Genomic DNA, 23862 nt, shown 5'->3' with positions numbered 1-23862 from the left:
GGCCTTGTTACTCGCTGATAATTATTTTAGCTCTTCTTCAAACATCTTAAAGATTCGACGATACTCGTCAAGCCAGCTCGACGGTTGACGGAAACCATGGGGCTCCACTGGATAAATCGCCGTTTCAAAGTTTTCTTTCTCCAGCTCAATTAAGCGTTGCACTAAGCGCACACTGTCTTGGAAGAAGACGTTGTCGTCCAACACGCCGCTCATGATCAACAGGCGCTTATTAAGGCCTTCGGCATGTTCAATCGGGCTTGAGCGATTATAAGCAATGGGGTCAACCTCAGGCGTATTCAAAATGTTTGAGGTGTACGGGGCATTGTAGTGGGCCCAGTCGGTAACCGGACGCAATGCCGCACCAGCTTGGAAAAGCTCTGGCTCGGTAAATAAGGCCATAAAGGTCAAGAAGCCGCCGTATGAGCCGCCGTAATGACCCACGCGTCCTTTATCAACACTGGCGTTAGCGCTCATCCAATTGACCGCATCCACCATGTCTTCAACTTCGGTGCGCCCCATATCGCGATAAACCGCGGTACGCCAATCTCGGCCATAGCCTTTAGAACCGCGATAATCGATATCGAGCACAACATAGCCATTCTGTGCAAGAAGGTTGTGGAACATGAATTCGCGGTAATAGCTTGACCAACCGTAGTGAGCATTTTGCAAGTAGCCTGCACCATGGCTGAATATGACCGCTGGGTATTGCTGAGTCTCATCATAGCCTTGAGGCAGATACACGCGAGCGTAAACCGGCTTGGCTTGATGGCTTGATGGAATCGCTACGATTTGCCCTGCTTGCCAAGGATAATCGGCAAAGGCTTTGCTTTGGCTTTGGGTCAGCTGTTTAGCCTGCTCGCTACCCACGCTTTGCACAAACAATTCAGGCAGCGAGGTGTTGGTTGAAGCGGTTAACAGCAATTTGTTGCCATCAGGGCTCAAGCTGTAGTCAAGGTTACCCTCAAACTGAGTCATACGCTCAGGTGCAGAGCCATTGAGCGCTACCCGATACACGTCGTACTTACCTGGATGACGCGGATTGGCACGGTAATACAGGTACTGGTTATCCGGCGACAGTGTCACTGAATTAACCACAAACTCACCTTGAGTTAGCGCTTTTGCCTTGCCACCGAGCGTCTGTAGGTAAAGCTGAGAATACCCAGTTTGCTCTGATAAGAAGTAGAATTGCTGTGAGTTACCAACCCAACCAAAATCATTATGAGTGTAGTTAATCCAGGCTTGGTCGCTTAATCTGTGTTGAGTATTGAATCTGCCCTTGTCGAGATCAACCGAGGCAATCCAACGATCTTTGTTATCGGTAGCTTCAAGCATTACCAACAACTGGTCGTTTTGCGGGTGCCATTGAATGGGGCTTTGGCTCCAAGTCCAGTCCAGCATTAAGCGTATTGTACGAGTAGCCTTTTCACTCTTATAGGTTTCGCCTTTTGCTTTGGCATTTTCCTGCTTCACTGAAGCTAATACGTCCTCATCGAAACCGGTTAAGCCTTCAATGGTAATGTCTTTTTGAGTGCCTTTCTCTAAATCCAGAATCACAAAGCGTTGCGCCACCGGCTTGGCTTCCGCTACTCGAGCGCGAACATTAACCGCATCAACGTAACCGTCTTTGCCCAAGTAGTTCGGCATGATGTCGTGCTTGTCACGCCAACTAGCGTCTTTGTCTTGGGCGACCACCAGCAAGTAACGACCGGAATTGGATAAACTCAAATTGGTGAGTCGCTCTTTACCACCCAAGTAAAACGGCTTGGCCGCAAGAGTGTTGTCTAGGCGCTGTAAATCCTTATTAAACTGCTGAGTTTGCTTGGCATTTTGATGTTGCTTGGCAACGTATTGAATCAATCGGTGTTGCTGCTCTGCCAAAAATCCGTTGGGCTCTTTAACACCGCTTGGCGCTTTTTCAAATCGCACGTCGGCAATTTGGGTGGTCATACCGCTGTTAAGATCCAATCGATAAAGCGCCGCATCTTGCCAATAGGCGACACTGCCATCATTAAGAAACTTAACGCCGGACAATTGGGTGTTGAATCGGGTGTATTGGCGTATTTCGCCACTGCTCAGTTGCTTAACGAACACGTTGCCTTGATACAAATACACCTTAAATTTGCCATCACGGCTAAGATCACCGCCTTGCTGAGGCAACTTATGATAATCGGCAATGCTCACCTGTGTGGCTTCGCTTTGCTCAATACCTTGGCGATAATAGCTCGTTAAGGTATCGAGAAAACCTTTGCGCTGGAAAATCACTTCACCGCTGTCATCAGCCCAATAAGCATTAGAAGGCGAAATACCCATCCAAGCAGGATCCGCCATAATTTGCTTCATGGTTAATGGGGTGTCTGCGCTTGGAAGGTTAGCGGTTTGCAGAGGCGTCGCCATTGGGGCCGCTTTTGGCTCAATAGCGGTGGTGCTCGCAGCACAGCCACTGAGTAAGATTAGACATAAGCTACTGGCCGCAGCTTTCAATCTCCGTTGGGTCATAACTTTGATCTCTTATTTTTGTTTTGTTTGACTAATGCGTTAGCTGAGGCTTGTTATACCATGAAGTCGCCTGCAGCACACCCTTTGAGGTGGCTAAGGTTTAGGAAGTTTTGTAAGAGTTGATGACCTTGCTCGGTCATAATGGACTCTGGGTGAAATTGAACCCCGTATAGCTGTAATTGCGGTTGGCTCATGGCCATAACAAGGCGCCCGTATTGCGGGTCGTCCAAGTAGGCGTCTAGTTGAAAGCCGTCAGGAATATCATCCACAATTAACGAATGATAGCGAGTAACCTGAAGCGGGTTGTTTAACCCGGCAAAAAGGCCCTCGCCGGTATGACTAATTAGGCTGGTTTTACCGTGCATGACTTGAGGAGCCCGCACCACCTTAGCGCCGTAAACCTGGGCTAAGGTTTGATGACCTAAACAAACCCCAAGTATGGGTACCTTGCTCGCAAACGCTTCCACTAAAGCTAAGGAAACTCCAGCCTGATCTGGGCTACATGGCCCAGGAGAGACTACGATACACGAGGGGTTGAGCGCTTGTATGTCAGCAATGCTCATTTGATCGTTTCTCACCACTGCAACCTGTTGTCCTAACTCTTGAAAGTATTGCACCAGGTTGTAAGTAAACGAATCGTAGTTATCGAGCATTAACAGCATAAATCAAGCGCCCTGTTGGTATCATAAACGGCAAATTAGCAAAGCGCCGATTTTACCTTAGTCATAGAAAGCGCGCATGTCTTTTACCAACTTCTGCAACGATTGTGGCTCGACATACATCATGTGCCCTGCAGGATAGTAAGCCATGGTGACCCGGCTATTGTCGATGCCATTATCGGCGAAGGTATTCTCAGTGGCGAAAAACGGTGTTGCAAAATCGAAGTAGCCGTTGGCAACAAACACCTTTAGACCGCTGTTTTCGCGCATGGCTCGGCCTAAATACGGTGCCACATTCACAAAGTGCATTTGCTTGCCGGAGACGTTCCAATTCCAACCACGGTTTACGTCAACGGATAACACCTGAAACTTGCGTTTGGTATCCACTTTTAGCACACGGAATAAATAATCTTGAATGGCCGCGGTATACGCACCAGAAATACCGTATCCGGATGGATCGTTGTCTATGTATTCGCCGCCGCTATCGTAGTCTACGCCGGTGTAGCGACTGTCTAATCGGCCAACAGTGAGGTCTTGGTCGCGCAGCAATTGCTTAGTGTAGCGATGTGCAGAAACCCGCAGATTGACTCTGTCTAAGTAGCTTTCTGACAAGCCGGTAAAGCGAGCTAAGCTCGCTCGAGTTTGCTGATATTGCTGCTCCGTTAACCGATTGCCGAGCAGCAGCGCGGAAGCGTATTCACCAATAGCAAACGCACGCGACTCTTCAATGAATCCTTCTAAACCTAACGCTTTATCCTGTGGCGATACTTTGTCGTGATAAAAAGCGGTAGCCGCCATGGTGGGTAAAAAACCAATATAGGGTTGATGGTTACCCGGCTGATAGCGAGCGTGGGTGAAATCCAGAATAGAGGAAATGAGTAAAACGCCATTAAGGGAAACGTTGGTCCAGCCGCCTTGCAGCTCTTGGGTCACAGCGGCCGCTCGAGTAGTTCCGTAGCTTTCACCGGCGAGATATTTAGCCGCATTCCAACGTCCGTATTCCGTTAACCATAGGCGAATAAAGTCAGCGATAGAGCGTGCGTCTTCTTTCACGCCCCAAAAGTCACTGCCTTGTTTATCCCCTAGCGCTCGGCTTAGACCGGTCCCCACCGGATCAATAAACACCAAATCGGTTTGATCAAGCATAGAATATTGATTGTCGACCATTTGATAAGGAGGCGCACCATCGTCTTTAGCATCACCAGGCACCACCACTCGTTGTGGTCCAAACAAGCCTAAGTGCAACCAAATGGAAGCCGAGCCTGGGCCACCATTAAATACAAAGGTCACCGGTCGGGTCGGGTCGTTTTTGATGTCGGTCCGCAAATAACTGACCGAGTGAATACTGGCGGTCGGATTGTCCTTGTCATCGTATAAGAAGGTTTCTCCGGCTATCGCTTGATATTTTATGCGATCACCATTAATTCGAACTTGATGCTCAGTAATAGAACGCAGCGGTTGCTGAGCTTCACTGACTTTGGCTTCTTTTGCGTGAACTGGTAACCCATGGACACTCAAACTGGTGACTGAGCATAGTACGACCATGCTGATTAACTGTCGAAAACTCATCCCTTATTCCTTCTAACTCGTATTATTGTTTTGCCAACACGCTAACAAGGAAGCGATTAAATAGCCAGCATGCAACGCCTTTCTGCCATTTTTTAGGCATAAAAAAGCCGAGCATCACTGCTCGGCTTTTGTTGGCGTGGTGTTAACTCTAGTTAATACCGCGACGTTTCAACAAGGCGTCAGTCGTTGGCTCTTGACCACGGAAGGCTTTGTAGCTTTCCATTGGTGGACGAGTGTTACCCACTGACAAAATGTTTTTACGGTAGTTGTCACCGTTCTCGCGAGTTAAGCCACCGGTGGTTTGCATGTAAGCAAACGCATCCGCTGCCAAGATTTCACTCCACAAGTAAGCGTAATAGCTCGCTGAGTAGCCACCGGCAAAGATGTGAGAGAAGTAAGTAGACTTATAACGTGGTGGAATGGCTGGTACCGCAACACCGTTTTTCTCTAACGCTTTTTGCTCAAAGCCTTTCACGTCAGTGATTAAGGTATCGTCTTCCAACGAGTGCCACTCTAGATCGACTAACGCTGCTGCCATGTACTCAAGGGTATCGTAACCTTGGTTGAAGCTACGAGATTTGATGATCTTGTCCAAAAGCGCTTTTGGAATGGCTTCACCGGTTTTGTAGTGCTTAGCGTAGTTAGCTAGTACTTCTGGATTTTGCGCCCAATCTTCTTCAAAGGTTGATGGGAATTCTACGTAGTCGCGAGATACAGCGGTACCTGCTAGGCTGCGATAATTCACATCAGAGAACATGCCGTGAAGCGCGTGACCCATTTCGTGGAACATGGTGGTCACGTTGTCATAGCTTACTAGCGTAGGCTGACCTTCGGCACCCTTTGGAATGTTCATTACGTTAACGATCACTGGGGTCGTGCCGTCAAACTTAGATTGGCGAACAAACGAGTTCATCCAGGCGCCACCGCGCTTACCGGTACGAGCAAAGTAATCACCGTAGAAAATGGCAATGCTGGTGCCGTCGGCGTCAAAGACTTCATAAGCTTTAACGTCTGGGTGATAAACCGGTAGGTCTGGACGAGCTTTGAAGGTAATGCCATAAAGCTTGTTCATGGTGAAGAATACACCCTTCTCGAGCACGCTGTTAAACTCGAAGTATTGTTTTACTTCGGCTTCATCAATTGCGTATTCCTTTTGACGAACTTTTTCAGCGTAGTAAGCCCAATCCCAAGGCTGAAGCGCATGCTCAGTGCCTTCAGACTTCATCATTTTCTTGATGGCTTCAGCTTCTTTAGTGGCATTTTTAACAACCGCAGGCACCATGCTTGCAAGCATGTTACGGACGTTTTCAGGCTTCTGTGCCATGGCATTGTTCATGCGGTACTCGGCCCAGTTATTAAAGCCTAATAGCTTGGCTTTTTTAACGCGAAGCTGTGCAAGCTTAGCAGCGATGCTGGCTGTTTCGTTCTCGCCTTCAAGACCACGGTAAGCAGACGCTTCCCAGATACGCTGACGCAATTCGCGATCTTCGATGCTGGCCATAATGTCTTGGCGAGTGGTGTTCACTAGCGGAATAAGGTACTTACCGTCATGACCGGCGTCGCTCGCGCGTTTAGCTAGGCTGCCGATTTGTGCGTCGGACAAGCCTTTTAGCTCGGCAACGTCATCAACCAATACCGCACGTTCGCCACCTAAGGCTAATACGCGTTGTGCAAATTCGTTGGTTAGCTTAGCTTCTTGGGCGTTTAGCTCGCGAATTTGAGCTTTTTGCTCTGCAGTTAGCTTAGCGCCCGCTTGCACAAAACGCTTGTAATACACTTCAACCAAACGCTTAGACTCACTGTCCAAGTCAGACTGCCCAAGCCCCTCGTAAACGCTTTTCACGCGTTGGAACAGTTTGTCGTTCAAATAGATGTCGTCATTGTGTGCTGATAGCTTAGGTGCCATTTCACCTTGAATGGCTCGAATCTCGTCGTCGCTGTTACTGCCCGACAAGTTAAAGAATACGCTGGATACACGGCCTAATAATTTACCGGACTTTTCCATTGCAAGGACGGTGTTATCGAAGGTGGCAGCATCGCTTTGTTCAGCAATAGCATTGATTTCAGCTAGATGCTCTTGCATGCCCACTTCAAAGGCTGGCTTAAAGTGTTCTTTTTTAATGACGGTGAAGTCTGGAGCTTGATATTGCAAGCTGCTGTCTTTAGCAAATGGATTAGAAGCTGCCAAGGCGGTTGCGCTTACGCTGTCTGTCGCTTGCTGACTGGCGTCGTCAGAAGAATTACTGCTACAGGCGCTTAGTGCGAATGCCACACTCAAGGCAAGGGCTGTTTTCAGGTACATAATTTTTCCTGTTGTTTTGAGATCACTACGTTAGAGTTATTAGGCCCATCTGCGCGGGCTAACCTCCTTTAATACACAATCGCAGGATGTTTGTACATGCTTTGTAGCGTGTTTGTGGGGCCAAATTCCAAGAAAAGTGTAACTTTTACCATCCATTAACATCCGAACGCTTCTGAACAGCTGCTGTGCATAATTTTTATCGTTCATAAACGGTTCAGGTTCGCCCGCTAAACTGCAGCCACTTTTTAAATAAATCACGATAGGTAAATCCATGAAAGCTCCAATTTTAGTCGCTGTATCCATGTTTATGAGCGCCTCATCCATGGCTTACGACTGCAACAACGAACTGGGCGAGACCATCGCGGGCGGCGTCGAAGGTGCCGTAGCGGGCGCCATTGTTGGTGGCATTGTCGATGGTAAGGAAGGCGCTAAACGCGGTGCAGCGATTGGCGCCGGTGTGGGTGCGATTAACGGCATGGTTGAAGGCGCCATTCAAGACGACCGCTGCCGCGACGCTCGATACCTTGAAGATCGCATTGTAGCGGATGCGCTGGTTGAAGACGCCATTGTCGATCGCGTCATCGAAGACGAGCTTATCGATCGTGCCATAGAAGATGAAGTAACGGACCGCATCATCGAAGAAGAAATTTACAGTGATGTATGGGATGACTAACTCCCTGTCACGATAGAAGCGAGCGCTCTCGGGCGCTTTTTAAACGCCCTTAATTTAGAGTAATAGCTCCAGGCAGTCATTATGAAACTCAAACAACTCATTACATCAGTCGCAATTTCCGCGCTATTTAGCGGCTCAGTATTAGCAACCGAAGTACCGGTTTCGGAACAAGACATTGCCAAACCTCAACGCACCGCAGAGCCGTCCAATTTTATTGGCGACGACGGCAAACTGGATGTGTCCAATTGGCTAAGCCAAGCCTACGGCTTTTTGCCCGTACCGATAATGGTTACCGAGCCTGCTGTGGGCTATGGTGGTGGCTTAGCGGTGGTCTTTTTAAGCGACTCTTTAGTCGCCGAAACCCCGCCGGACATCAGCGGTATTTTTTCCATTGCCACTGAAAATGGCTCAAAAGTAAACGGCGGTTTTTACCAAGGCTACTGGAAGAATGACAGCATTCGCTATGAAGGTATGGCGGTACTACCTGAGATAAACTTGGCTTACTATGGCGATTCCACCGCACCGTTATTTGACTACAAATTAAAAGGTGCCTTTTTGGATCAAACCATACTGTTCCGCGTTAACGAGTCACCTTTGTTCCTAGGTGCCTCCATGACCTATTTTGACGGTGACAATAGCATTCGCGGCGAAGCGCAAGGTCCTATTCCAAGCTTTGGCTATCAAAATCGCGTATTAAGCGGTGCCGTTGAGTTGTTGTACGATACCCATGACAACCACTTTTCGCCGAAAAATGGCTACAAAATAGAAGCGTCGTTGGCACACTTTGAAGGGCGAGAAGCCGATAGCAATTACAACTATCAAAAAGCCGAAGTGAAACACGTGCAGTTTTGGGAATTGCAACAATGGGTGCTTGGCTTAAAAGTCAGTGCCGATGTGGTCGACGGGCAAGTCCCTTTTTACGCACGGCCGTTCATATCGCTTCGCGGGATCCCGGCCATGCGTTATCAAGGCGACCAGGTTGTTGCTTCTGAATTTGAAGCACGCCGCTACCTCGACTCTCGCTGGTCGGTGCTGGGTTTTGCTGGTGCCGGCAGTGCTGCCGATAAAGCCCAAGACCTGTTCAAGGAAACCCAAGTCGCCGGTGGCGCCGGTTTCCGCTACTTAATTGCCGATAAATACGGTATGGAAGTGGGCATGGACTTGGCCCGAGGCCCTGAAGAAACCACTGTCCACATTCAATTCGGCTCTAGTTGGTGATCTAACCGTTAAATTCCTGTTATCCTTAGCCTAACAAGATTAGGCTAAGGATTTCTTACATATGGCGATCGACAGCTTTGCCATTCGCGCATTCATAACCATCGCGAAATCGGGCTCTATGTCCAAAGCAGCCACCCAGCTTGGAAGCTCCCACCCCACATTAAGCCGAACCATCGCAGCGATGGAAGACGAACTTGGCTATCAGCTTTTTACTCGCGAAGGCGCGGGCAAAAGCGTGGTGCTATCCCCCCGTGGTCAGCGACTGCTCCATCAAGCGAAGCTCACCATTGAAACCATCGATGTATTTAATGACATCGCGGAACAACTATTTGATGACACCACCCCTAAAGTGCTGCGATTGGCCATACCGGATTTGATCAGCGATGAAAAAATGGCTGGAATTGTTGCTAACATATACAAGCACTGGCCCAGTATCGAAATCGAACTCAGTCAGCCAAGCATTTTTGAAGGCTATGGTTTGCTGCTGGCGAAGAAAGTCGATGGCTTATTAGCCATGCGAGAAGACGCTCTATTGAAAGGCATTGTTATCGAGCCGGTGGGTAACATTAGCATGAGTATGTATGTGCACCCGCAACACCCGCTGGCTCTTAAAGACAAGGTGCAAACCTCTGACTACACACCTCACCGCCTATTTTGGCCGAAAACCGGGGCCAATGACACCAGCCGTTTGCAATGGGAAACTTGGTCGTTGAAAACCAGCTACACCCAAAACTTTAGGCAGGCGGCGGCATGCGCAATGCAAGGGCTTGGCGTGGCACCACTGCCGGATCACATTGGTCGACCATTGGCTGAGGCCAATCAACTAAAGTTGATTTCGCTGGGCACCCAAAATCAAGAGTCACCAGCCATTTTAGAATGGATGTCGCTGGAAAGTTATGCCCACCGAGGCTTAATGAATTTCATTGCAGCACAAATGGTTGAAGCGTGTTCCAACTAAAGCCACCAAAAAGCCGGTAATCGAAATTACCGGCTTTTGGAGGGAGTACCACAAACGGGAAGGTAACCCTAATGGCAGCCTATACGGCTTGTGGGGAAGCCACTGCCTGTCTCGCTTTTAGCGAAAACTTCTCACGCACGCCTTGGAAGAATACAAAGGCTGCTGGGACTAACAAACAACCGACAAAGGTGGCGCTGCAAATACCGCCAAAGGCGGCCCAACCAATGGCTTGCTGAGCTCCTGCTCCAGCGCTCGCAGCAAACATCAAGGGGATTTGGCCGATGGCAAATGACAAGGCCGTCATTAAGATTGCTCGTAACCGCAATCGAGTCGCTTGAGTCGCAGCTTTCACCAAGCTCACCCCTTGCTCTTCTCTCAACTGCTTTGCAAACTCAACGATTAAGATTGAGTTGCGGGCAGTCATGCCGATCAGCAGTACTAAAGCGATTTGAGTGTATAAGCTAATGCTCGCACCCACCGCGAAGCAGGATAAGAAGGTACCTAGGGCGGCTGTGGGAACCGGTAGCAAAATAGCCAAGGGGGTTAACCAAGACTCGTATTGGGCAACCAACAGCAAATAGACGATGACGAGCGCCGCAGCAAAGGCGATGGCGGCAGCGTTGCCCGCTTCTTTCTCTTGGCGAGAGAGCCCAGACCACTCGTAGCTATAGCCATCGGGTAAGCTTTCGGCCTCGGCTTCCATAGCCGCCATGACCTCGCCCGAGGAAAAACCTGGGGCCGCTAGACCATTGATTAACGCCGAGCCGTTGATGTTGTAGCGCACTAACGTAGCGGGTGTGAACTCGATGTGACTGTCAACTAAGTTACCCACGCGAATCATATCACCATGGTCGTTTCGAACAAACAATCGATCTAATGCCGTTTCGTTGTCACGCTCGCTGGCCTTAGCTTGTACCTGCACCATGAAATTTCGCCCGTCTAAAGTGAAATCATTAATGTAGGTACCGCCGAACTGGGTATTAATGGTGTTTACCAGTGACTCAAATGCCACCCCTTTCATTGCGGCGCGTTCCTCATTAATGTCCAACTTAATGTTAGGCGTAGCCACGCTATAGGTTGAAAAAGCGGCCGCTATTTCTGGGCGATCGTTAACCCGGGCCAAGAACTCGTTTAAGACACTTTCTACCTCCTGAGGAGAGCGCCCTTTTTGATCAAGCAGCATAAATTCGACGCCATCAACAAAGCCTAATTCCGGTACCGCCGGCAGCCCAAATGCCATGCCTAAGCCCTCAGGCATTTCGTCTATGGCTTGCTGGATTTGTGCTGTGATGATGTCTTGATGTAACTCGGCCCCTCGTTGTTGCCAGTGACTTAACTTAGTAACAATAAGGGCGGAGTTCGATTGAGTCGCTTCGTTTAATAGATTGTATCCAGGTACGGTAACAATACTTTCCACTCCCGCTAGCGCCATGACTTTGTCAGATACTGTCTTTACAGCCTTTCGGGTGCGATCAAGCGATGCCGCTTCTGGAAGGTCAACCATAGAAAACACCACGCCTTGATCTTCTCCAGGGAACAAAGCGCTGGCCAAGTTGCCATTAATGGCTACAATGCTGGCGCATAATGCCCCGATCAGCACAAATGTTAAGCCAATGCGTTTGGTTAAGAAGCTCACGCCCAACCCAAAGCGGTTGCTAAAAGTATCGAGGGATTTATCAAATCGCTGCAACAGTTTCGGCTTTTCCTCAACTTTCATCAGCATCGCTGAAAGTGCCGGTGTTAGGGTGACAGCCACCAGCGTCGAGATAACCACCGCAATCACTAAGGTTTGCCCAAACTGGCTGTAAATAATGCCAACCATGCCTTCCATCATTAACGTCGGCGCAAAAACAGCGACCAAAACCGCTGCAGAGGCAATCAAAGGGCCAAGCACGGTTTTCATAGCGACCAAGGTGGCCTCTTTAGCATCTTGCATCCCTTCATGCATTAAACGCTCAACGGTCTCCACTACAATAATGGCGGCATCCACCACAATGCCTATAGCCAAGATCATGCCAAATAGGCTAATGGTGTTAATGGTCATATCCAGCGCTTGCATCAAGGCAAAGGTAGCTACCAACGAAACCGGTATGGCACTGCACACAATAACCGTTGCACGCCACGTACCAAGAAACAACCAAGTAATGAAAGTCACCAGTAATACCGCGATGACCAAGGTTTCGATGGCGGCATCAATGGTTACTTGAATATTGTCAGTAGCGTCATAGGCTAAGGTGTAGTCCATACCTGTTGGAAAATCGCTCGCCAAGCGCTGCAATTGCTCTCTCACCTTGCTTGCCACGTCCACAGCATTGGCACTTGGGTCTTGATATATTGCCAAGGTAACGGCCTGATGGCCATTTTGAAAGGCATCGTATAGGTATTGGTTAGCGCCGAGTTCAACATCGGCAACGTCCCCAATACGCACAATAGAGCCATCGCTTAAAGTGCGTAAACGAATGTCGGCAAATTCGTCAGCGTTTTTCAAACGCCCCCGCACCGTTACCGTGTAGGTCCACTGATCATCACCCACCACGGGCTCCGAGCCTAAACTGCCGGCACTGCGGGTTTGGTTTTGCGCAGCCACCGCATTGATAACGTCTTCAGCGGTTAGGTCATAGCTTAATAAGCGCTCTGGTTTTACCCAGATGCGCATGGCGTACTCTTTCTCACCCAGAATCTCGACTTTAGAAACCCCTTCGACACGAGCGATGGTTTCTTTTAAGTACTTAGAGGCGTAATTCGAAATGGTAATACCATCAAGGCTATCATCCGGAGTATATAAACTCGCCAGCATCAGCATAGAGGGCGACACTTTTTCAACGAAAACCCCCTCTCGCTTAACACCGTCTGGCAATAACGGCATTGCCGCATTCACTCGGTTTTGCACTAAAGTGGCTGCGCGGTCAACGTCCATCCCAGTTTTGAAAAACACATTCAGTGAGTATTGGCCTGAATTACTTGAATTAGAGCGCATATAAATCATGTTCTCTACGCCATTCACTTGCTTTTCAATGACCGCTGCAACCGTGTCGTTCACTACCTGAGCGTTGGCACCGCGAAAGTTAGCAAACACATTAACGGTTGGCGGTGCCACACTCGGATACAACCCAACAGGCATTTTCACGGCTGCGGCGGCACCAATAAGGATTAATAATATTGAGAAAACGATGGCAAATTTGGGTCGTTCGAGAAAAAAACGGATCATCACTTAACCCTCGATTTGGACGGGTTCGCCCACACTCAAACGAGAATGGCCATGGGTAATAACTTGAGCACCTTCAGCCACGCCAAATACCACTCGCTTGTCTTTTAGTGCTGTGCCCGTTGTTACGTCTTGTCGAGCAACCTTGCCCTCAACCACGGTATACACATAGTTGCCATCCGGTGCATTAATGATGGCTTGTTGCGGCAGAAGCATGGAGTCGGCGCTTCTCACTACCAATAACTGAGCGTATTGACCGGAATACAGTTGCCCCTGGTTAGTAAATTGTACCTTGATGGCAAGGCTGCCGGTGTTAGGGTTGACCTTATTGTCTATGCTGCTTACTTGGCCTTCTTCCGACAAAGTTGTGCCGTCTATGAGCTGCAGTCTTGCCGAGAAGTCGGCATTGCCTTGACGGAGGTCATCAATGATGGCCAGCAGCTTTTTTTCGTCCAGATTAAGAATCACCTCAACCTGCTCATCGTTAACAATGTCGTTAAGCACTTGACCGGCGTTAATCAAGGCACCCTCATCGAAACTGCGCTCGCCTATGACACCATTAATCGGAGCTCTAATTTTGGTGCGGCTGATGTCTAACTGAACACGGTCAATTTGTCGTTCCAACAGCGCGACTTGGCCTTGTGCTAGTTTAAAATTGGTTTCCACTTCATCAAGTTCTTGCAGTGACAAACTTTCTTTAAGTTGTTGTGCCCGTGCGTATTCTCTTTGTGCCATTTGCAGATGAGTATTGGCGATGGCGAGTTGTGAATCCAACTCGGCTTTGCTGATTTCATAATCCACCGCATCCAATTCGTATAACAACTGCCCTTTCTTGACCGAATCGCCCGCTTTGGCATGAGTCTTAATCAAGTAGCCTTGGGTGCGACTGATCACCTCCACCTGCTCCGCAGGCTGAATTAGGCTGGAGTGACTTTCTATAAACTGTTGCGTCTTGGATTGCGCAATCACCGTGTTCACCGTGACGGTTGCCGAACCCATTTCCGCCACCGTACCCACGTCGCTGTTGCAACCACATAGCAGTGACAGCAACGTAAGTGATATTAAAGATTTTTTCATCTGGTACTCCCGTTCATTACCGGATTCGTCGCTTCGGACCCACTTCTCACCAGCGCCGATGAATGTGTACAAATGAATTGGTGTGAGAACAGTTAACCGATACCAAGTCATCAACAAGCATCTTGGCGACTAAAATACCTAATTAGGGAGGGGATCAGGTATTCAGCTCCAGTTCAGATCTGAACACCCTAAGAGTTGAGGCATAAAAAAAGGACCTTACGGTCCTTTCTACGAGCGTTAGCGCTTACTTAATGACGCGCAAATGATTTCTCGATTTACTCGATGACTTTTTAGGTTCATCGTCTGAGGAGTCAGACGCCGTCACTAATTCTGGTTTGCTATCGGCGCCATCTAATTCTTGCGTCAGCTCCTGATCTTCTTCGCGCTCAAAGGCTTCTTCATCATCAAACACCGTGCCCGCTCCGTTTTCACGAGCATATATCGCGATGATCGATGCCATGGGCAAAATCACTTTCTGCGGCTGACCGGCGAAGCGAGCATTAAAACTCACTTCGTCGTTAGTCATTTGCAACCCCACCACCGCACTGTTCAATATGTTCAGTACGATTTGTCCATCCTTGACGAATTGTTGAGGTACTTGGGTACCCGCCACCGTTGCATCCACAACCAGATGCGGTGTCAATTGGTTATCACTGAGCCACTCATAGTAAGCACGCAGCAAATAAGGACGACTCGGAGTTAGCGTAGCCATAATTAAATGCTCATTCTCATTTCGCGTTCGATTTCGGTGAGCGATGCTTTGAAGCTCTCACGTTCGAATACGCGTTTCATGTAAGCTTTAATTTCTTTACCGGCTTCACCTTCTACAGAAATGCCCAGTACCGGCAAACGCCACAAGAGTGGTGCTACGTAGCAATCCATTAAGCTGAATTCTTCACTCATGAAGTAAGTGTATTCAGCGAATAGCGGCGCTAAGCTTAAAATGCTGTCTTGCAATTGACGGCGGCTGGCATCGGCGTTGACACCTTTAGTGATGTTGTCCACTAACTGATACCAATCGTTTTCAATGCGGTGCATCATTAAGCGGCTTGAACCACGAGATACCGGGTAAACTGGCATCAAAGGTGGGTGTGGGAAGCGCTCGTCTAAGTACTCCATGATGATACGAGATTGGTATAACACCAATTCGCGATCTACCAAGGTTGGTACTGTGTTGTATGGGTTTAGCTCAACCAATTCTTCTGGAAGATGGTTGGGATCCACTTGAGTGACATCGACGCTGACACCTTTTTCAGCCAGCACAATGCGTGTCTGGTGGCTATACAAATCACTGGCGCCCGAATATAGGGTCATAACAGAGCGTTTATTGGCAGCAACGGCCATGGCTACCCTCCAAATTATAGGTTTACAAACACAGCAACGAGGGGCTTAAGCCCCTCGAACAACTAAACAGCGCATTTTACCTGTTAATGGCAATTAATGCACATCTTTCCAGTATTCTTTCTTCAACAAATAGCTGACGATCAAGAATATGAATAAGAAGCCAAGCACCCATTTACCTAGGCGTTCACGCTCTAGCCTGATGGGCTCTGCGCTGTACACCATAAATCCGGTAATGTCTCGGACTAACTGATCATACTCTTCAGCCGTCATACTGCCGCCTTCAGCAACAATGGTACCGTCTTCTTGCAACACAGGAACACCTTGATAATGCTCGAGTACGTGTGGCATACCCACTAATGGGAATACGGTATTGTTAGAACCAAATGGACGGCTTTCGTCTTTGTAGAAAGATTTTAGGTAACTGTATACCCAGTCTTCACCACGCACACGAGCGGCCAAGGTTAGATCTGGTGGCGCAGCACCAAACCATTTGGCTGCATCTTCCGGATCGATAGAGTTTTCCATCAACTCGCCAATTTTGGCACCGGTAGAGATGTACTCATTACGCATCACATCAACAGGAATATCCAAGTCTTCTGCAACACGACCATAACGCTGGTACTTAGTGCTGTGACAGGCAAAGCAGTTTTCCATAAAAGCTTTTGCACCGCGCTGCAATGATTCAGTGTCATGCAAGTCGATGTTGGCTTTAAATGGAACCGGAGCTCCCCCCGCTGCAAGCGCTAGGCTAGGTATTAGGGCAATAATGGCGATTAATAATTTTTTCATTATTTGGTTACCCTCTCTGGCACTGGCTTACATTTTTCATTCTTACTGTATAACCACAGGAAGCCGAAGAATCCGAAGTACAACAAAGTGAAAATTTGAGACATAAGCGTTTTAACAGGATCCGCAGGTAGCGCACCTAAAACACCCAGCACGATGAAGCTAACGCTCAGTTGTGCAATGTTCAACTTATGCAGATTACTGCGGTAACGAATCGATTTCACTTTGCAACGGTCTAACCAAGGCAATAGGAACAAGATAACAATTGCCGCACCCATTACAATCACACCACCCAGCTTGTCAGGTACCGCTCGCAACATGGCGTAGAATGGCGTGAAGTACCAAACTGGAGCAATGTGCTCAGGCGTTTTCAGCGGGTTAGCGGCTTCAAAGTTTGGCTTCTCTAAGAAGTAACCACCGCCTTCTGGCATGAAGAAAATTACATAGCAGAAGAAGATTAAGAAACCAGCGACACCAAAGATGTCTTTCACTGTGTAATAAGGATGGAAAGGAATGCCGTCTACTGGCCATCCGTTTTCATCTTTATTCTTCTTAATTTCTACACCGTCAGGGTTATTAGAACCCACTTCGTGCAGTGCAATAATGTGCAGGAATACCAACACAACCAATACCAATGGCAATGCAATAACGTGCAAAGCAAAGAAGCGGTTTAGGGTTGCTCCTGATACGACGTAATCACCGCGGATCCACAGGGTGAGATCATCGCCTATCACAGGAATCGCACCAAACAGTGAAATAATTACCTGAGCACCCCAATAAGACATTTGTCCCCAAGGCAGCAGGTAACCCATGAAGGCTTCGGCCATCAGTATCAAGAAGATCAACATGCCAAAAATCCACAGCAATTCACGAGGCTTTTGATACGAACCGTAAATTAAGCCGCGGAACATGTGCAAATAGATAACCACGAAGAAGGCGGAAGCGCCGGTTGAGTGCATGTATCGTAGCAACCAACCGTACTCAACATCACGCATGATGTATTCAATCGATGCGAACGCACCTTCGGCGGTTGGTACGTAGTTCATGGTCAACCAAATACCGGTTAATAGCTGGTTTACCAGCACTAACATGGCTAAAGAGCCAAAAAAGTACCAAAAGTTGAAGTTCTTTGGTGCTGGGTATTGACCAATATGCTTGTTATAGGTTGCCGTCATCGGAATGCGAGCATTGACCCAATCCAGTAACTTGTCCATTACGCATTACCCTCCTGGTCGACACCCACAATAACCGTGGTGTCGTTAACATACTGGTGCGGCGGTACTACTAAGTTCAATGGCGCCGGTACGCTTTGGAACACGCGCCCAGCCATATCAAACTTGGAACCGTGACACGGGCAGAAGAAGCCCGAAGGCACGCCCTGTACTTGCTCACCAAAGGTATCGGGAAGATACGTTGGCGAACAGCCAAGGTGCGTACAAATACCCACCGCAATAAAGAACTCGTCTTTAATTGCACGCGTTGGGTTAGTTGCATAACTTGGTTGTTGTGGCTCTTCTGAATTAGGATCCCGTAACTGGCCATCCAATTCTTTTAACTTACTTAACACTTCAGGTGTACGACGCACAACCCATACAGGTTTGCCTCGCCATTCAACCCGGATCAGTTGTCCAGGCTCTACCTTACTTAGATCAATTTCGACCGGAGCACCGGCAGCTTTCGCTTTGGCGCTTGGATTCCAAGATTTAATGAAAGGTACTGCTACTCCAACAGCACCAACACCACCAATTACAGCGGTGGTTGCAGTCAGGAATCGGCGGCGTCCATTATCGACAGGCGCATTGCTCATCCAATTATCTCCCATGAGGGTGTAGGAATCTTATAGTTATATTATTCGAGAGGTGACTCCCGCTTTTGCCTAGTTTGCAAAAGCGCGCTCATTATAACGAAAAATTAGACAAGGATCATAGTTACTTTGGCAACTTATGTAGTGCGTTTGATGCTTTTTTCTCAGGTTTGTCGATAAAAGGCTATTAAACTGCTGTTTTGTTGATGTCGACCGCCTGTCAATCGGCTAAAAATTACTCTCTGAAGATTTAAATCCAATAAAAAACCCGACCAAAAGGCCGGGTCTTTTCGCCATCCTGTAAGCGTAAAATTAACGCTTAGAGAATTGTGGTTTACGACGTGCTTTACGTAGACCAACTTTCTTACGCTCAACTTGACGTGCGTCACGAGTAACGAAGCCAGCTTTACGTAGAGATGGGCGTAGTGACTCATCGTACTGCATAAGAGCGCGAGTAATACCGTGGCGGATTGCACCCGCTTGACCAGTAGTACCACCACCTTTAACAGTAGCGTTGATGTCTAATTTTTCTAGTAGTTCAACTAGCTCTAGAGGTTGACGAACAACCATACGAGCAGTTTCACGACCGAAGTAAACATCCAAAGAACGGTTGTTTACTGTGATGTTGCCGCTACCAGCTTTAACGAATACGCGAGCGGTAGAGCTTTTGCGACGGCCAGTGCCGTAGTACTGATTTTCAGCCATTTGCCTAATCCCGTTTAGATATCAAGAACTTGTGGTTGCTGTGCAGCATGGTTGTGCTCAGCGCCTGCGTAAACTTTCAGTTTGCGGAACATTGCGCGTCCAAGAGGACCTTTTGGCAACATACCTTTAACTGCTTTCTCGATGATCATTTCAGGCTTCTTGTCGATCAGCTTTTCGAAGCTAATTTCCTTGATGCCGCCTGGGAAACCAGTGTGCGAGTAGTACATTTTACCCTTCGCTTTGTTACCAGTTACGGTAACTTTGTCAGCATTGATAACTACAATGTAGTCACCAGTGTCAACGTGCGGAGTGTATTCTGGCTTGTGCTTACCGCGTAGGCGAGTAGCAATTTCAGTAGCCAAACGACCTAAAGTTTTGCCGTTTGCGTCAACAACATACCAGTCGCGTTTTACGGTTTCTGGTTTAGCAGTAAAAGTTTTCATTTAACTTTAACCCAATAAATAAATTTCTGTCACACAGTTAGAAAAAGATTAACTCTTTGAACTAACTAATAAATTTGCCGTATTCGGGCACCCCTTCGAGAGCCTTTCTCGGCGAAAATCACCATTTTTCAATGGCTATAACGTGGGCAGGCCGCGAATTATAGACAAATGCGGTTTAAAAATCACCCTTTTTTTACTCTTAGCAACAGAAGTGAGTACTAAGGCAGGTGGGGCTGTGCTAAGTAGTCGTGAGATTGCATTTCGATTAACCGCGAAACACAACGTTTGAACTCAAATTCGAGCCCGCCACCACGGTATAGTTGGTTAAGTTCCACTTCGGCGGACATGATTAACTTAACATTGCGATCGTAAAATTCATCCACCAAGGCGAGAAAACGGCGAGCAATGTCGTCGCCGCCCTGTAAGCTTCCCATTTGTTCAACATTACTCAGCAATACCGTATGGTATATGCGGGCGATTTCCATGTAGTCGCGCTGACTGCGGGGGCCATCGCACATGGCTAAGAAATCCACCAGCAGTACGCCATCGGCTTGACGAATCGTGTCGATGTTGCGTCCTTCAATGGCAATGCTCTGGCCTTGGGTGCCAAGCTCAGGTGCCAACTGTTCGAAATAACTGTGCAACTGCTGATGAGCGATGTCGTCCAGTGGCCAGTGATAAATTTCGGCCTGCTTGAGCGTGCGCAACCGATAATCGATACCGGAATCTAACTCCATGACCTGACAATGGCGTTTAATTAAATCGATACAGGGTAAAAAACGAGCCCGTTGCAAGCCGTTGCGATAAAGGTTGTCCGGCTCAATATTCGACGTGGCAACTAAAATGACACCGCGCTCAAATAAGGCTTCGAACAAGGTTGCTAGGATCATGGCGTCAGTGATGTCGGTGACGTAAAACTCATCGAAGCAAATGATTTGATATTGTTTCGCCAGTTCATCGGCCACTTTTATTAACGGATCCACTTCACCTTTGTTAGCTTCCAACGCTTGATGAACACGGTGCATAAATCGGTGGAAATGAGCCCGCAATTTCTGAGTACCAGGTAAGGCGTGATAAAACATATCCACCAGATACGTCTTACCTCGACCCACGCCTCCCCAAAAATACAAACCTTGAATGCTGCCTGCCTGCTTGCCCATAAGCTTGCCCGTCAAAGAAGCAAACCAACTGGTCGAATTAGCCTTTGTGGTAAGTTCGTCATACAATCGTTGTAAAGCTTCTACGGCTTTTTGCTGGGCCGCATCCGGATGAAAATCGGGACGTTGTAAATCAGACTGATACTGTTGCAGCGGCGACTTGGTTTGCACTTGGGTAGTTCTCTTCCTTGTAGGCTTGTGGCAGGCAATAGTACCATGTCACAAAGTTGCACGGTATAGTGAGCGAAAGCGCTATTTTTTTAAGGAGTAAATATGGATTGGGCATTAGTGATTGCCGCATTTATTGTTGGTTGCGTTGGCGGCTATGTGGCTCGTTCACTTATGAGTAAAACCGGCAGTGAGTCGAGCTCACAGTTGGATCAGGCGAGATTTGCACTAGAGCAACAAAAGCAAGAAGTGAGCGACCACTTCGATCAAACCCATGAGATATTGGAACAGATAACCGACCAAATCAATCGCCTTAACAGCCATTGGAACGAATCGGCTAAAAACATGCTTGGCAGCGAGCCTGAAAAACAATTAGTTACATTTACTCCAGCCAGCATAGAAGATGGTCAAGATCCCGCTAAGTTACCCCCCAAGGATTACGTTCAAGGATCTCAACAAATCATTGCCCCCCCTGGTCTGCGGGAAGTTAAATAATATAAAAAGCCGCTCTTCGCGGCTTTTTTTTGGCTAAAATTTAAAGGCTTGCTCTACTGGCCATTGAAATTGTCCAGGGGTGGCCACATAGCTAAAGGGAACTAATCGATTTAAGGTGAGTCTCAACTTAACAACTCCTTGTTAATCATAATAATTGCCGTATTGGAGAAAAGCCGTATATGAAAAAACGCGTACTGTTAGCAAGTGCAGCTATCTTATCAACGACTGTCAGCTTAGCTTCGCTACCCGCTAGCGCCGCCCTTCCAATGGCGGTGGATGGCCAGCAATTACCGAGCTTAGCGCCCATGTTGGAAAACGTTACCCCGGCCGTGGTATCCATCAGTGTAAATGGCACTCAAGTATCACGCCAACGCGTTCCAGAAATGTTCCGCTACTTCTTTGGCCCCAATGCGCCTGAAGAACAAGTGCGCGAACGCCCATTTCGAGGATTAGGCTCTGGTGTCATTATTGACGCCGATAAAGGCTATATTGTTACCAACCACCACGTCATTGATGGTGCAGATACCATCAAAGTTGGTCTGAACGATGGTCGAGAATTTGAAGCTAAGCTCATTGGTTCCGACTCCGATTCCGACGTGGCGTTGCTACAAATTGAAGCCAAGCGCCTTACCCAAGTACACAAAGCTAACTCAGACAAGGTTCGAGTGGGTGACTTTACGGTGGCGATTGGTAACCCCTTTGGCCTTGGTCAAACCGTGACATCGGGCATCGTGAGCGCTTTAGGCCGCAGTGGACTGGGCATTGAAAGCCTTGAAAACTTCATTCAAACCGACGCCGCCATTAATAGCGGAAACTCCGGTGGCGCCTTAGTGAATCTAAGAGGCGAGTTGGTGGGTATTAACACGGCTATTGTTGCCCCAGGTGGCGGCAACGTAGGTATTGGCTTTGCCATCCCAATTAATATGGTGGACAACCTGGTTGACCAAATCCTTGAATTTGGCGAAGTTCGTCGCGGCGTTCTGGGCGTGCTCGGACGCGAGCTCGACAATGAGTTGGCACAAGCGTTTGGCTTAGAAACTAAACACGGCGCCTTCGTAAGCCAAGTAATGGAAGACAGCGCTGCAGCTGAAGCCGGGCTAGAAGCCGGCGACATCATTGTCAGCATCAATGGTAACCCTATTAAATCTTTCCAAGCGCTGCGAGCTAAAGTGGGTACCTACGGTGCCGGAGCAAAAGTCACCTTAGGGGTGATTCGTGATGGCAAAAAGAAAAACTTTAAGGTAACCCTAGCGCAAGCCGACATGGAAACCGCCAGTGCCGAAAACATGCACCCAAGCTTAACCGGTGCCACCTTAGCCAATGGCGATAATTCGGTGATCATTCGAGAAGTCGCTCCGAACAGTCCTGCTGCTGCGGTAGGGCTTAAGAAAGGAGACGAAATTCTTGGCGTCAACCGAACTCGTATCAAAGGCTTGAAATCGCTTCGCGATACCTTAGACGACACCCAAGGCGCCATTGCTTTAAATGTTAAACGCGATAACTCACAACTGTATATCGTACTAAGATAATGCGAACACGCATGCTTACAAAAAACCGGCCTGTGCCGGTTTTTTGTATTTTGAACTAACCCACTATTTTGTTAATTTGTGTGCTAATAAGGTGATAACATAGATGTTATACGCCTCCTGTTTGCGCAAGCCTAAGTGACCAACACCATGAAAATTAAAGGCATTATTCTCTATATTGTTAAAGCCGTTGCTATGGGACTTTCAATTGCAGCCATCATATTGGTGGTGGTGCCTTTAATAAATAAGCAGCCTTTACCCTTTAGCTTTAACCTTGCTTCCCAAAGCAAAGAGCTGTCATTTGCTAACGCGGTTCGTCAAGCGGCGCCCGCCGTCGTAAACATTTACAGTCTTCGTAAGACTCGCGCCTTAGCTCGCCCTCAGCTGCAAGGGTTGGGCAGTGGTGTCATTATGAGCTCTAAGGGCTTTATCTTAACCAACTACCACGTGGTCTCTCAGGCAGACCAAATTCTCGTCGCTTTACAAGATGGTCGTCAGTTTGTGTCCGATGTGGTAGGCACCGACCCGCTCACGGATTTAGCGGTATTGCGTATCGAAGGAGAAGACTTGCCTGTGGTGCCCTATTCCCTAGACGCTACCACTCAAGTAGGTGACGTAGTGCTGGCGATTGGTAACCCGTATAATCTTGGCCAAACCATTACTCAGGGCATCATCAGTGCCACGGGCCGTGTGGGTATGAGTGTGACCGGCCAACAAGATTTTTTGCAAACGGACGCAGCGATTAACGCAGGTAACAGTGGCGGTGCGTTGATCGACACCAACGGCCAGCTTGTGGGTATTAACACCGCCGCCTTCCAAATCGCAGCTGAAGGCGGTGGCCATGGCATCAACTTCGCCATTCCGTTGCAGCTGGCCAACGACATTATGCGCAAGCTCATTGCAAACGGTCGTGTTATTCGTGGTGAAATTGGCATCCAAGGGGGCCCTATCGACCCGCGCTGGCGACAAATGCTCAATCTACCTAACCTTCAAGGTATCCAAGTAACCGCTGTTGATCCCAATGGTCCTGCCGCGGCGGCTGGCATTCGTCCAGATGACATCATCACTGGATACGCAGATAAGCGCGTTACCAATGCCCCTGCATTAAAAGACTATATTGCTGAAAGCGCGCCAGGTAGTGAATTAGAGCTCACCATTAATCGAGCCGGCAAGCTGTATTCTGTAACCGTGATTATTGCTGAGTTGAAATAATGGCTTCTAAGCGGCACAAACTCTGTCTAAAAGTTAACCACAACCACTAAAACTTGTGACCTAAC

Annotated in this window: 20 protein-coding genes; 6 read left to right on the top strand and 14 right to left on the bottom strand. The window is 48.2% G+C overall.

Annotated elements, in window-relative coordinates:
- Positions 1-21: 21 nt before the first annotated feature.
- From CLC91_RS00935 to CLC91_RS00920, 4 genes are all read right to left on the bottom strand, one after another.
- Positions 22-2496 (bottom strand): S9 family peptidase, encoded by a 2475-nt coding sequence (locus CLC91_RS00935; protein WP_095497080.1) that lies wholly within the window; start codon positions 2494-2496, stop codon positions 22-24.
- A gap of 53 nt (positions 2497-2549) precedes the next feature.
- A complete protein-coding gene (locus CLC91_RS00930) occupies positions 2550-3158 on the bottom strand; it encodes an anthranilate synthase component II (protein ID WP_095497079.1) in 609 nt (202 codons plus the stop codon).
- A gap of 57 nt (positions 3159-3215) precedes the next feature.
- Positions 3216-4724: a S10 family peptidase gene (locus CLC91_RS00925; protein ID WP_095497078.1), complete on the bottom strand. Its 1509-nt coding sequence runs from the start codon at positions 4722-4724 to the stop codon at positions 3216-3218.
- Between the two features lie 148 nt (positions 4725-4872).
- Entirely contained in the window at positions 4873-7026 is a 2154-nt protein-coding gene (locus CLC91_RS00920; RefSeq protein WP_095497077.1) for a M3 family metallopeptidase, read from the bottom strand.
- A gap of 271 nt (positions 7027-7297) precedes the next feature.
- On the opposite strand from CLC91_RS00920, the gene CLC91_RS00910 reads away from it, so the two are divergent.
- The 3 genes from CLC91_RS00910 to CLC91_RS00900 all read left to right on the top strand — a co-directional run bounded on the left by CLC91_RS00910 (position 7298) and on the right by CLC91_RS00900 (position 9875).
- Positions 7298-7699: a hypothetical protein gene (locus CLC91_RS00910; protein WP_095497075.1), complete on the top strand. Its 402-nt coding sequence runs from the start codon at positions 7298-7300 to the stop codon at positions 7697-7699.
- A gap of 81 nt (positions 7700-7780) precedes the next feature.
- Complete coding sequence (locus CLC91_RS00905; protein ID WP_095497074.1) at positions 7781-8917, top strand: BamA/TamA family outer membrane protein; 1137 nt, start codon at positions 7781-7783, stop codon at positions 8915-8917.
- 61 nt (positions 8918-8978) lie between these two features.
- Positions 8979-9875 (top strand): LysR family transcriptional regulator, encoded by an 897-nt coding sequence (locus tag CLC91_RS00900; RefSeq protein WP_095497073.1) that lies wholly within the window; start codon positions 8979-8981, stop codon positions 9873-9875.
- Positions 9876-9954: 79 nt separating this feature from the next.
- Here CLC91_RS00900 and CLC91_RS00895 read toward each other — a convergent pair whose 3' ends face one another.
- From CLC91_RS00895 to zapE, 10 genes are all read right to left on the bottom strand, one after another.
- Positions 9955-13083 (bottom strand): efflux RND transporter permease subunit, encoded by a 3129-nt coding sequence (locus tag CLC91_RS00895; protein WP_095500020.1) that lies wholly within the window; start codon positions 13081-13083, stop codon positions 9955-9957.
- A gap of 3 nt (positions 13084-13086) precedes the next feature.
- The gene (locus tag CLC91_RS00890; RefSeq protein ID WP_158220663.1) at positions 13087-14157 is read right to left on the bottom strand and encodes an efflux RND transporter periplasmic adaptor subunit; all 1071 of its coding nucleotides are present in this window, start codon (positions 14155-14157) and stop codon (positions 13087-13089) included.
- 244 nt (positions 14158-14401) lie between these two features.
- Positions 14402-14869 carry a ClpXP protease specificity-enhancing factor gene (locus CLC91_RS00885; protein WP_095497071.1) on the bottom strand — a complete coding sequence of 156 codons (468 nt, stop codon included), beginning with the start codon at positions 14867-14869 and terminating at the stop codon, positions 14402-14404.
- A 2-nt stretch (positions 14870-14871) separates the two neighbouring features.
- The gene (gene sspA, locus CLC91_RS00880; protein WP_095497070.1) at positions 14872-15501 is read right to left on the bottom strand and encodes a stringent starvation protein SspA; all 630 of its coding nucleotides are present in this window, start codon (positions 15499-15501) and stop codon (positions 14872-14874) included.
- Between the two features lie 93 nt (positions 15502-15594).
- Positions 15595-16290, bottom strand: a complete 696-nt coding sequence (locus CLC91_RS00875; RefSeq protein ID WP_095497069.1) for a cytochrome c1 — start codon at positions 16288-16290, stop codon at positions 15595-15597.
- The gene (locus CLC91_RS00870) at positions 16290-17501 is read right to left on the bottom strand and encodes a cytochrome b (protein ID WP_095497068.1); all 1212 of its coding nucleotides are present in this window, start codon (positions 17499-17501) and stop codon (positions 16290-16292) included. The genes CLC91_RS00875 and CLC91_RS00870 overlap by 1 nt, the downstream gene beginning before the upstream one ends.
- Positions 17501-18094, bottom strand: coding sequence for a ubiquinol-cytochrome c reductase iron-sulfur subunit (petA, locus tag CLC91_RS00865; RefSeq protein ID WP_095497067.1), 594 nt, complete (start codon positions 18092-18094; stop codon positions 17501-17503). Before petA ends, CLC91_RS00870 begins: the two co-directional genes overlap by 1 nt.
- A 309-nt stretch (positions 18095-18403) precedes the next feature.
- The gene (rpsI, locus tag CLC91_RS00860) at positions 18404-18796 is read right to left on the bottom strand and encodes a 30S ribosomal protein S9 (protein WP_095497066.1); all 393 of its coding nucleotides are present in this window, start codon (positions 18794-18796) and stop codon (positions 18404-18406) included.
- A gap of 14 nt (positions 18797-18810) precedes the next feature.
- Complete coding sequence (gene rplM, locus CLC91_RS00855) at positions 18811-19239, bottom strand: 50S ribosomal protein L13 (RefSeq protein WP_095497065.1); 429 nt, start codon at positions 19237-19239, stop codon at positions 18811-18813.
- 218 nt (positions 19240-19457) lie between these two features.
- Positions 19458-20567 (bottom strand): cell division protein ZapE, encoded by a 1110-nt coding sequence (gene zapE, locus CLC91_RS00850; RefSeq protein ID WP_095497064.1) that lies wholly within the window; start codon positions 20565-20567, stop codon positions 19458-19460.
- A gap of 102 nt (positions 20568-20669) precedes the next feature.
- Between zapE and CLC91_RS00845 the strand changes: the two genes are divergently transcribed.
- The 3 genes from CLC91_RS00845 to degS all read left to right on the top strand — a co-directional run bounded on the left by CLC91_RS00845 (position 20670) and on the right by degS (position 23797).
- Positions 20670-21059: a YhcB family protein gene (locus CLC91_RS00845; RefSeq protein ID WP_095497063.1), complete on the top strand. Its 390-nt coding sequence runs from the start codon at positions 20670-20672 to the stop codon at positions 21057-21059.
- 179 nt (positions 21060-21238) lie between these two features.
- A complete protein-coding gene (locus CLC91_RS00840; protein ID WP_095499819.1) occupies positions 21239-22588 on the top strand; it encodes a Do family serine endopeptidase in 1350 nt (449 codons plus the stop codon).
- A 147-nt stretch (positions 22589-22735) separates the two neighbouring features.
- The gene (degS, locus tag CLC91_RS00835) at positions 22736-23797 is read left to right on the top strand and encodes an outer membrane-stress sensor serine endopeptidase DegS (protein WP_095499818.1); all 1062 of its coding nucleotides are present in this window, start codon (positions 22736-22738) and stop codon (positions 23795-23797) included.
- Positions 23798-23862: the final 65 nt, after the last annotated feature.

Source organism: Paraferrimonas haliotis, from assembly GCF_002282895.1.
Classification (GTDB): Bacteria; Pseudomonadota; Gammaproteobacteria; order Enterobacterales; family Shewanellaceae; genus Paraferrimonas; species Paraferrimonas haliotis.
The sequence above is the reverse complement of the archived record's forward strand: the minus strand, read 5'-3'. Positions and strand labels throughout refer to the sequence as shown.

Coding starts and splice junctions, on each gene's coding strand:
- CLC91_RS00870 (WP_095497068.1), bottom strand. CDS start 17,501: ATGGACAAGTTACTGGATTGGGTCAATGCTCGCATTCCGATGACGGCA.
- sspA (WP_095497070.1), bottom strand. CDS start 15,501: ATGGCCGTTGCTGCCAATAAACGCTCTGTTATGACCCTATATTCGGGC.
- CLC91_RS00890 (WP_158220663.1), bottom strand. CDS start 14,157: ATGAAAAAATCTTTAATATCACTTACGTTGCTGTCACTGCTATGTGGT.
- CLC91_RS00895 (WP_095500020.1), bottom strand. CDS start 13,083: ATGATCCGTTTTTTTCTCGAACGACCCAAATTTGCCATCGTTTTCTCA.
- CLC91_RS00885 (WP_095497071.1), bottom strand. CDS start 14,869: ATGGCTACGCTAACTCCGAGTCGTCCTTATTTGCTGCGTGCTTACTAT.
- CLC91_RS00840 (WP_095499819.1), top strand. CDS start 21,239: ATGAAAAAACGCGTACTGTTAGCAAGTGCAGCTATCTTATCAACGACT.
- petA (WP_095497067.1), bottom strand. CDS start 18,094: ATGAGCAATGCGCCTGTCGATAATGGACGCCGCCGATTCCTGACTGCA.
- CLC91_RS00900 (WP_095497073.1), top strand. CDS start 8,979: ATGGCGATCGACAGCTTTGCCATTCGCGCATTCATAACCATCGCGAAA.
- rplM (WP_095497065.1), bottom strand. CDS start 19,239: ATGAAAACTTTTACTGCTAAACCAGAAACCGTAAAACGCGACTGGTAT.
- CLC91_RS00910 (WP_095497075.1), top strand. CDS start 7,298: ATGAAAGCTCCAATTTTAGTCGCTGTATCCATGTTTATGAGCGCCTCA.
- CLC91_RS00905 (WP_095497074.1), top strand. CDS start 7,781: ATGAAACTCAAACAACTCATTACATCAGTCGCAATTTCCGCGCTATTT.
- CLC91_RS00875 (WP_095497069.1), bottom strand. CDS start 16,290: ATGAAAAAATTATTAATCGCCATTATTGCCCTAATACCTAGCCTAGCG.
- CLC91_RS00920 (WP_095497077.1), bottom strand. CDS start 7,026: ATGTACCTGAAAACAGCCCTTGCCTTGAGTGTGGCATTCGCACTAAGC.
- CLC91_RS00925 (WP_095497078.1), bottom strand. CDS start 4,724: ATGAGTTTTCGACAGTTAATCAGCATGGTCGTACTATGCTCAGTCACC.
- CLC91_RS00930 (WP_095497079.1), bottom strand. CDS start 3,158: ATGCTGTTAATGCTCGATAACTACGATTCGTTTACTTACAACCTGGTG.
- CLC91_RS00845 (WP_095497063.1), top strand. CDS start 20,670: ATGGATTGGGCATTAGTGATTGCCGCATTTATTGTTGGTTGCGTTGGC.
- degS (WP_095499818.1), top strand. CDS start 22,736: ATGAAAATTAAAGGCATTATTCTCTATATTGTTAAAGCCGTTGCTATG.
- CLC91_RS00935 (WP_095497080.1), bottom strand. CDS start 2,496: ATGACCCAACGGAGATTGAAAGCTGCGGCCAGTAGCTTATGTCTAATC.
- rpsI (WP_095497066.1), bottom strand. CDS start 18,796: ATGGCTGAAAATCAGTACTACGGCACTGGCCGTCGCAAAAGCTCTACC.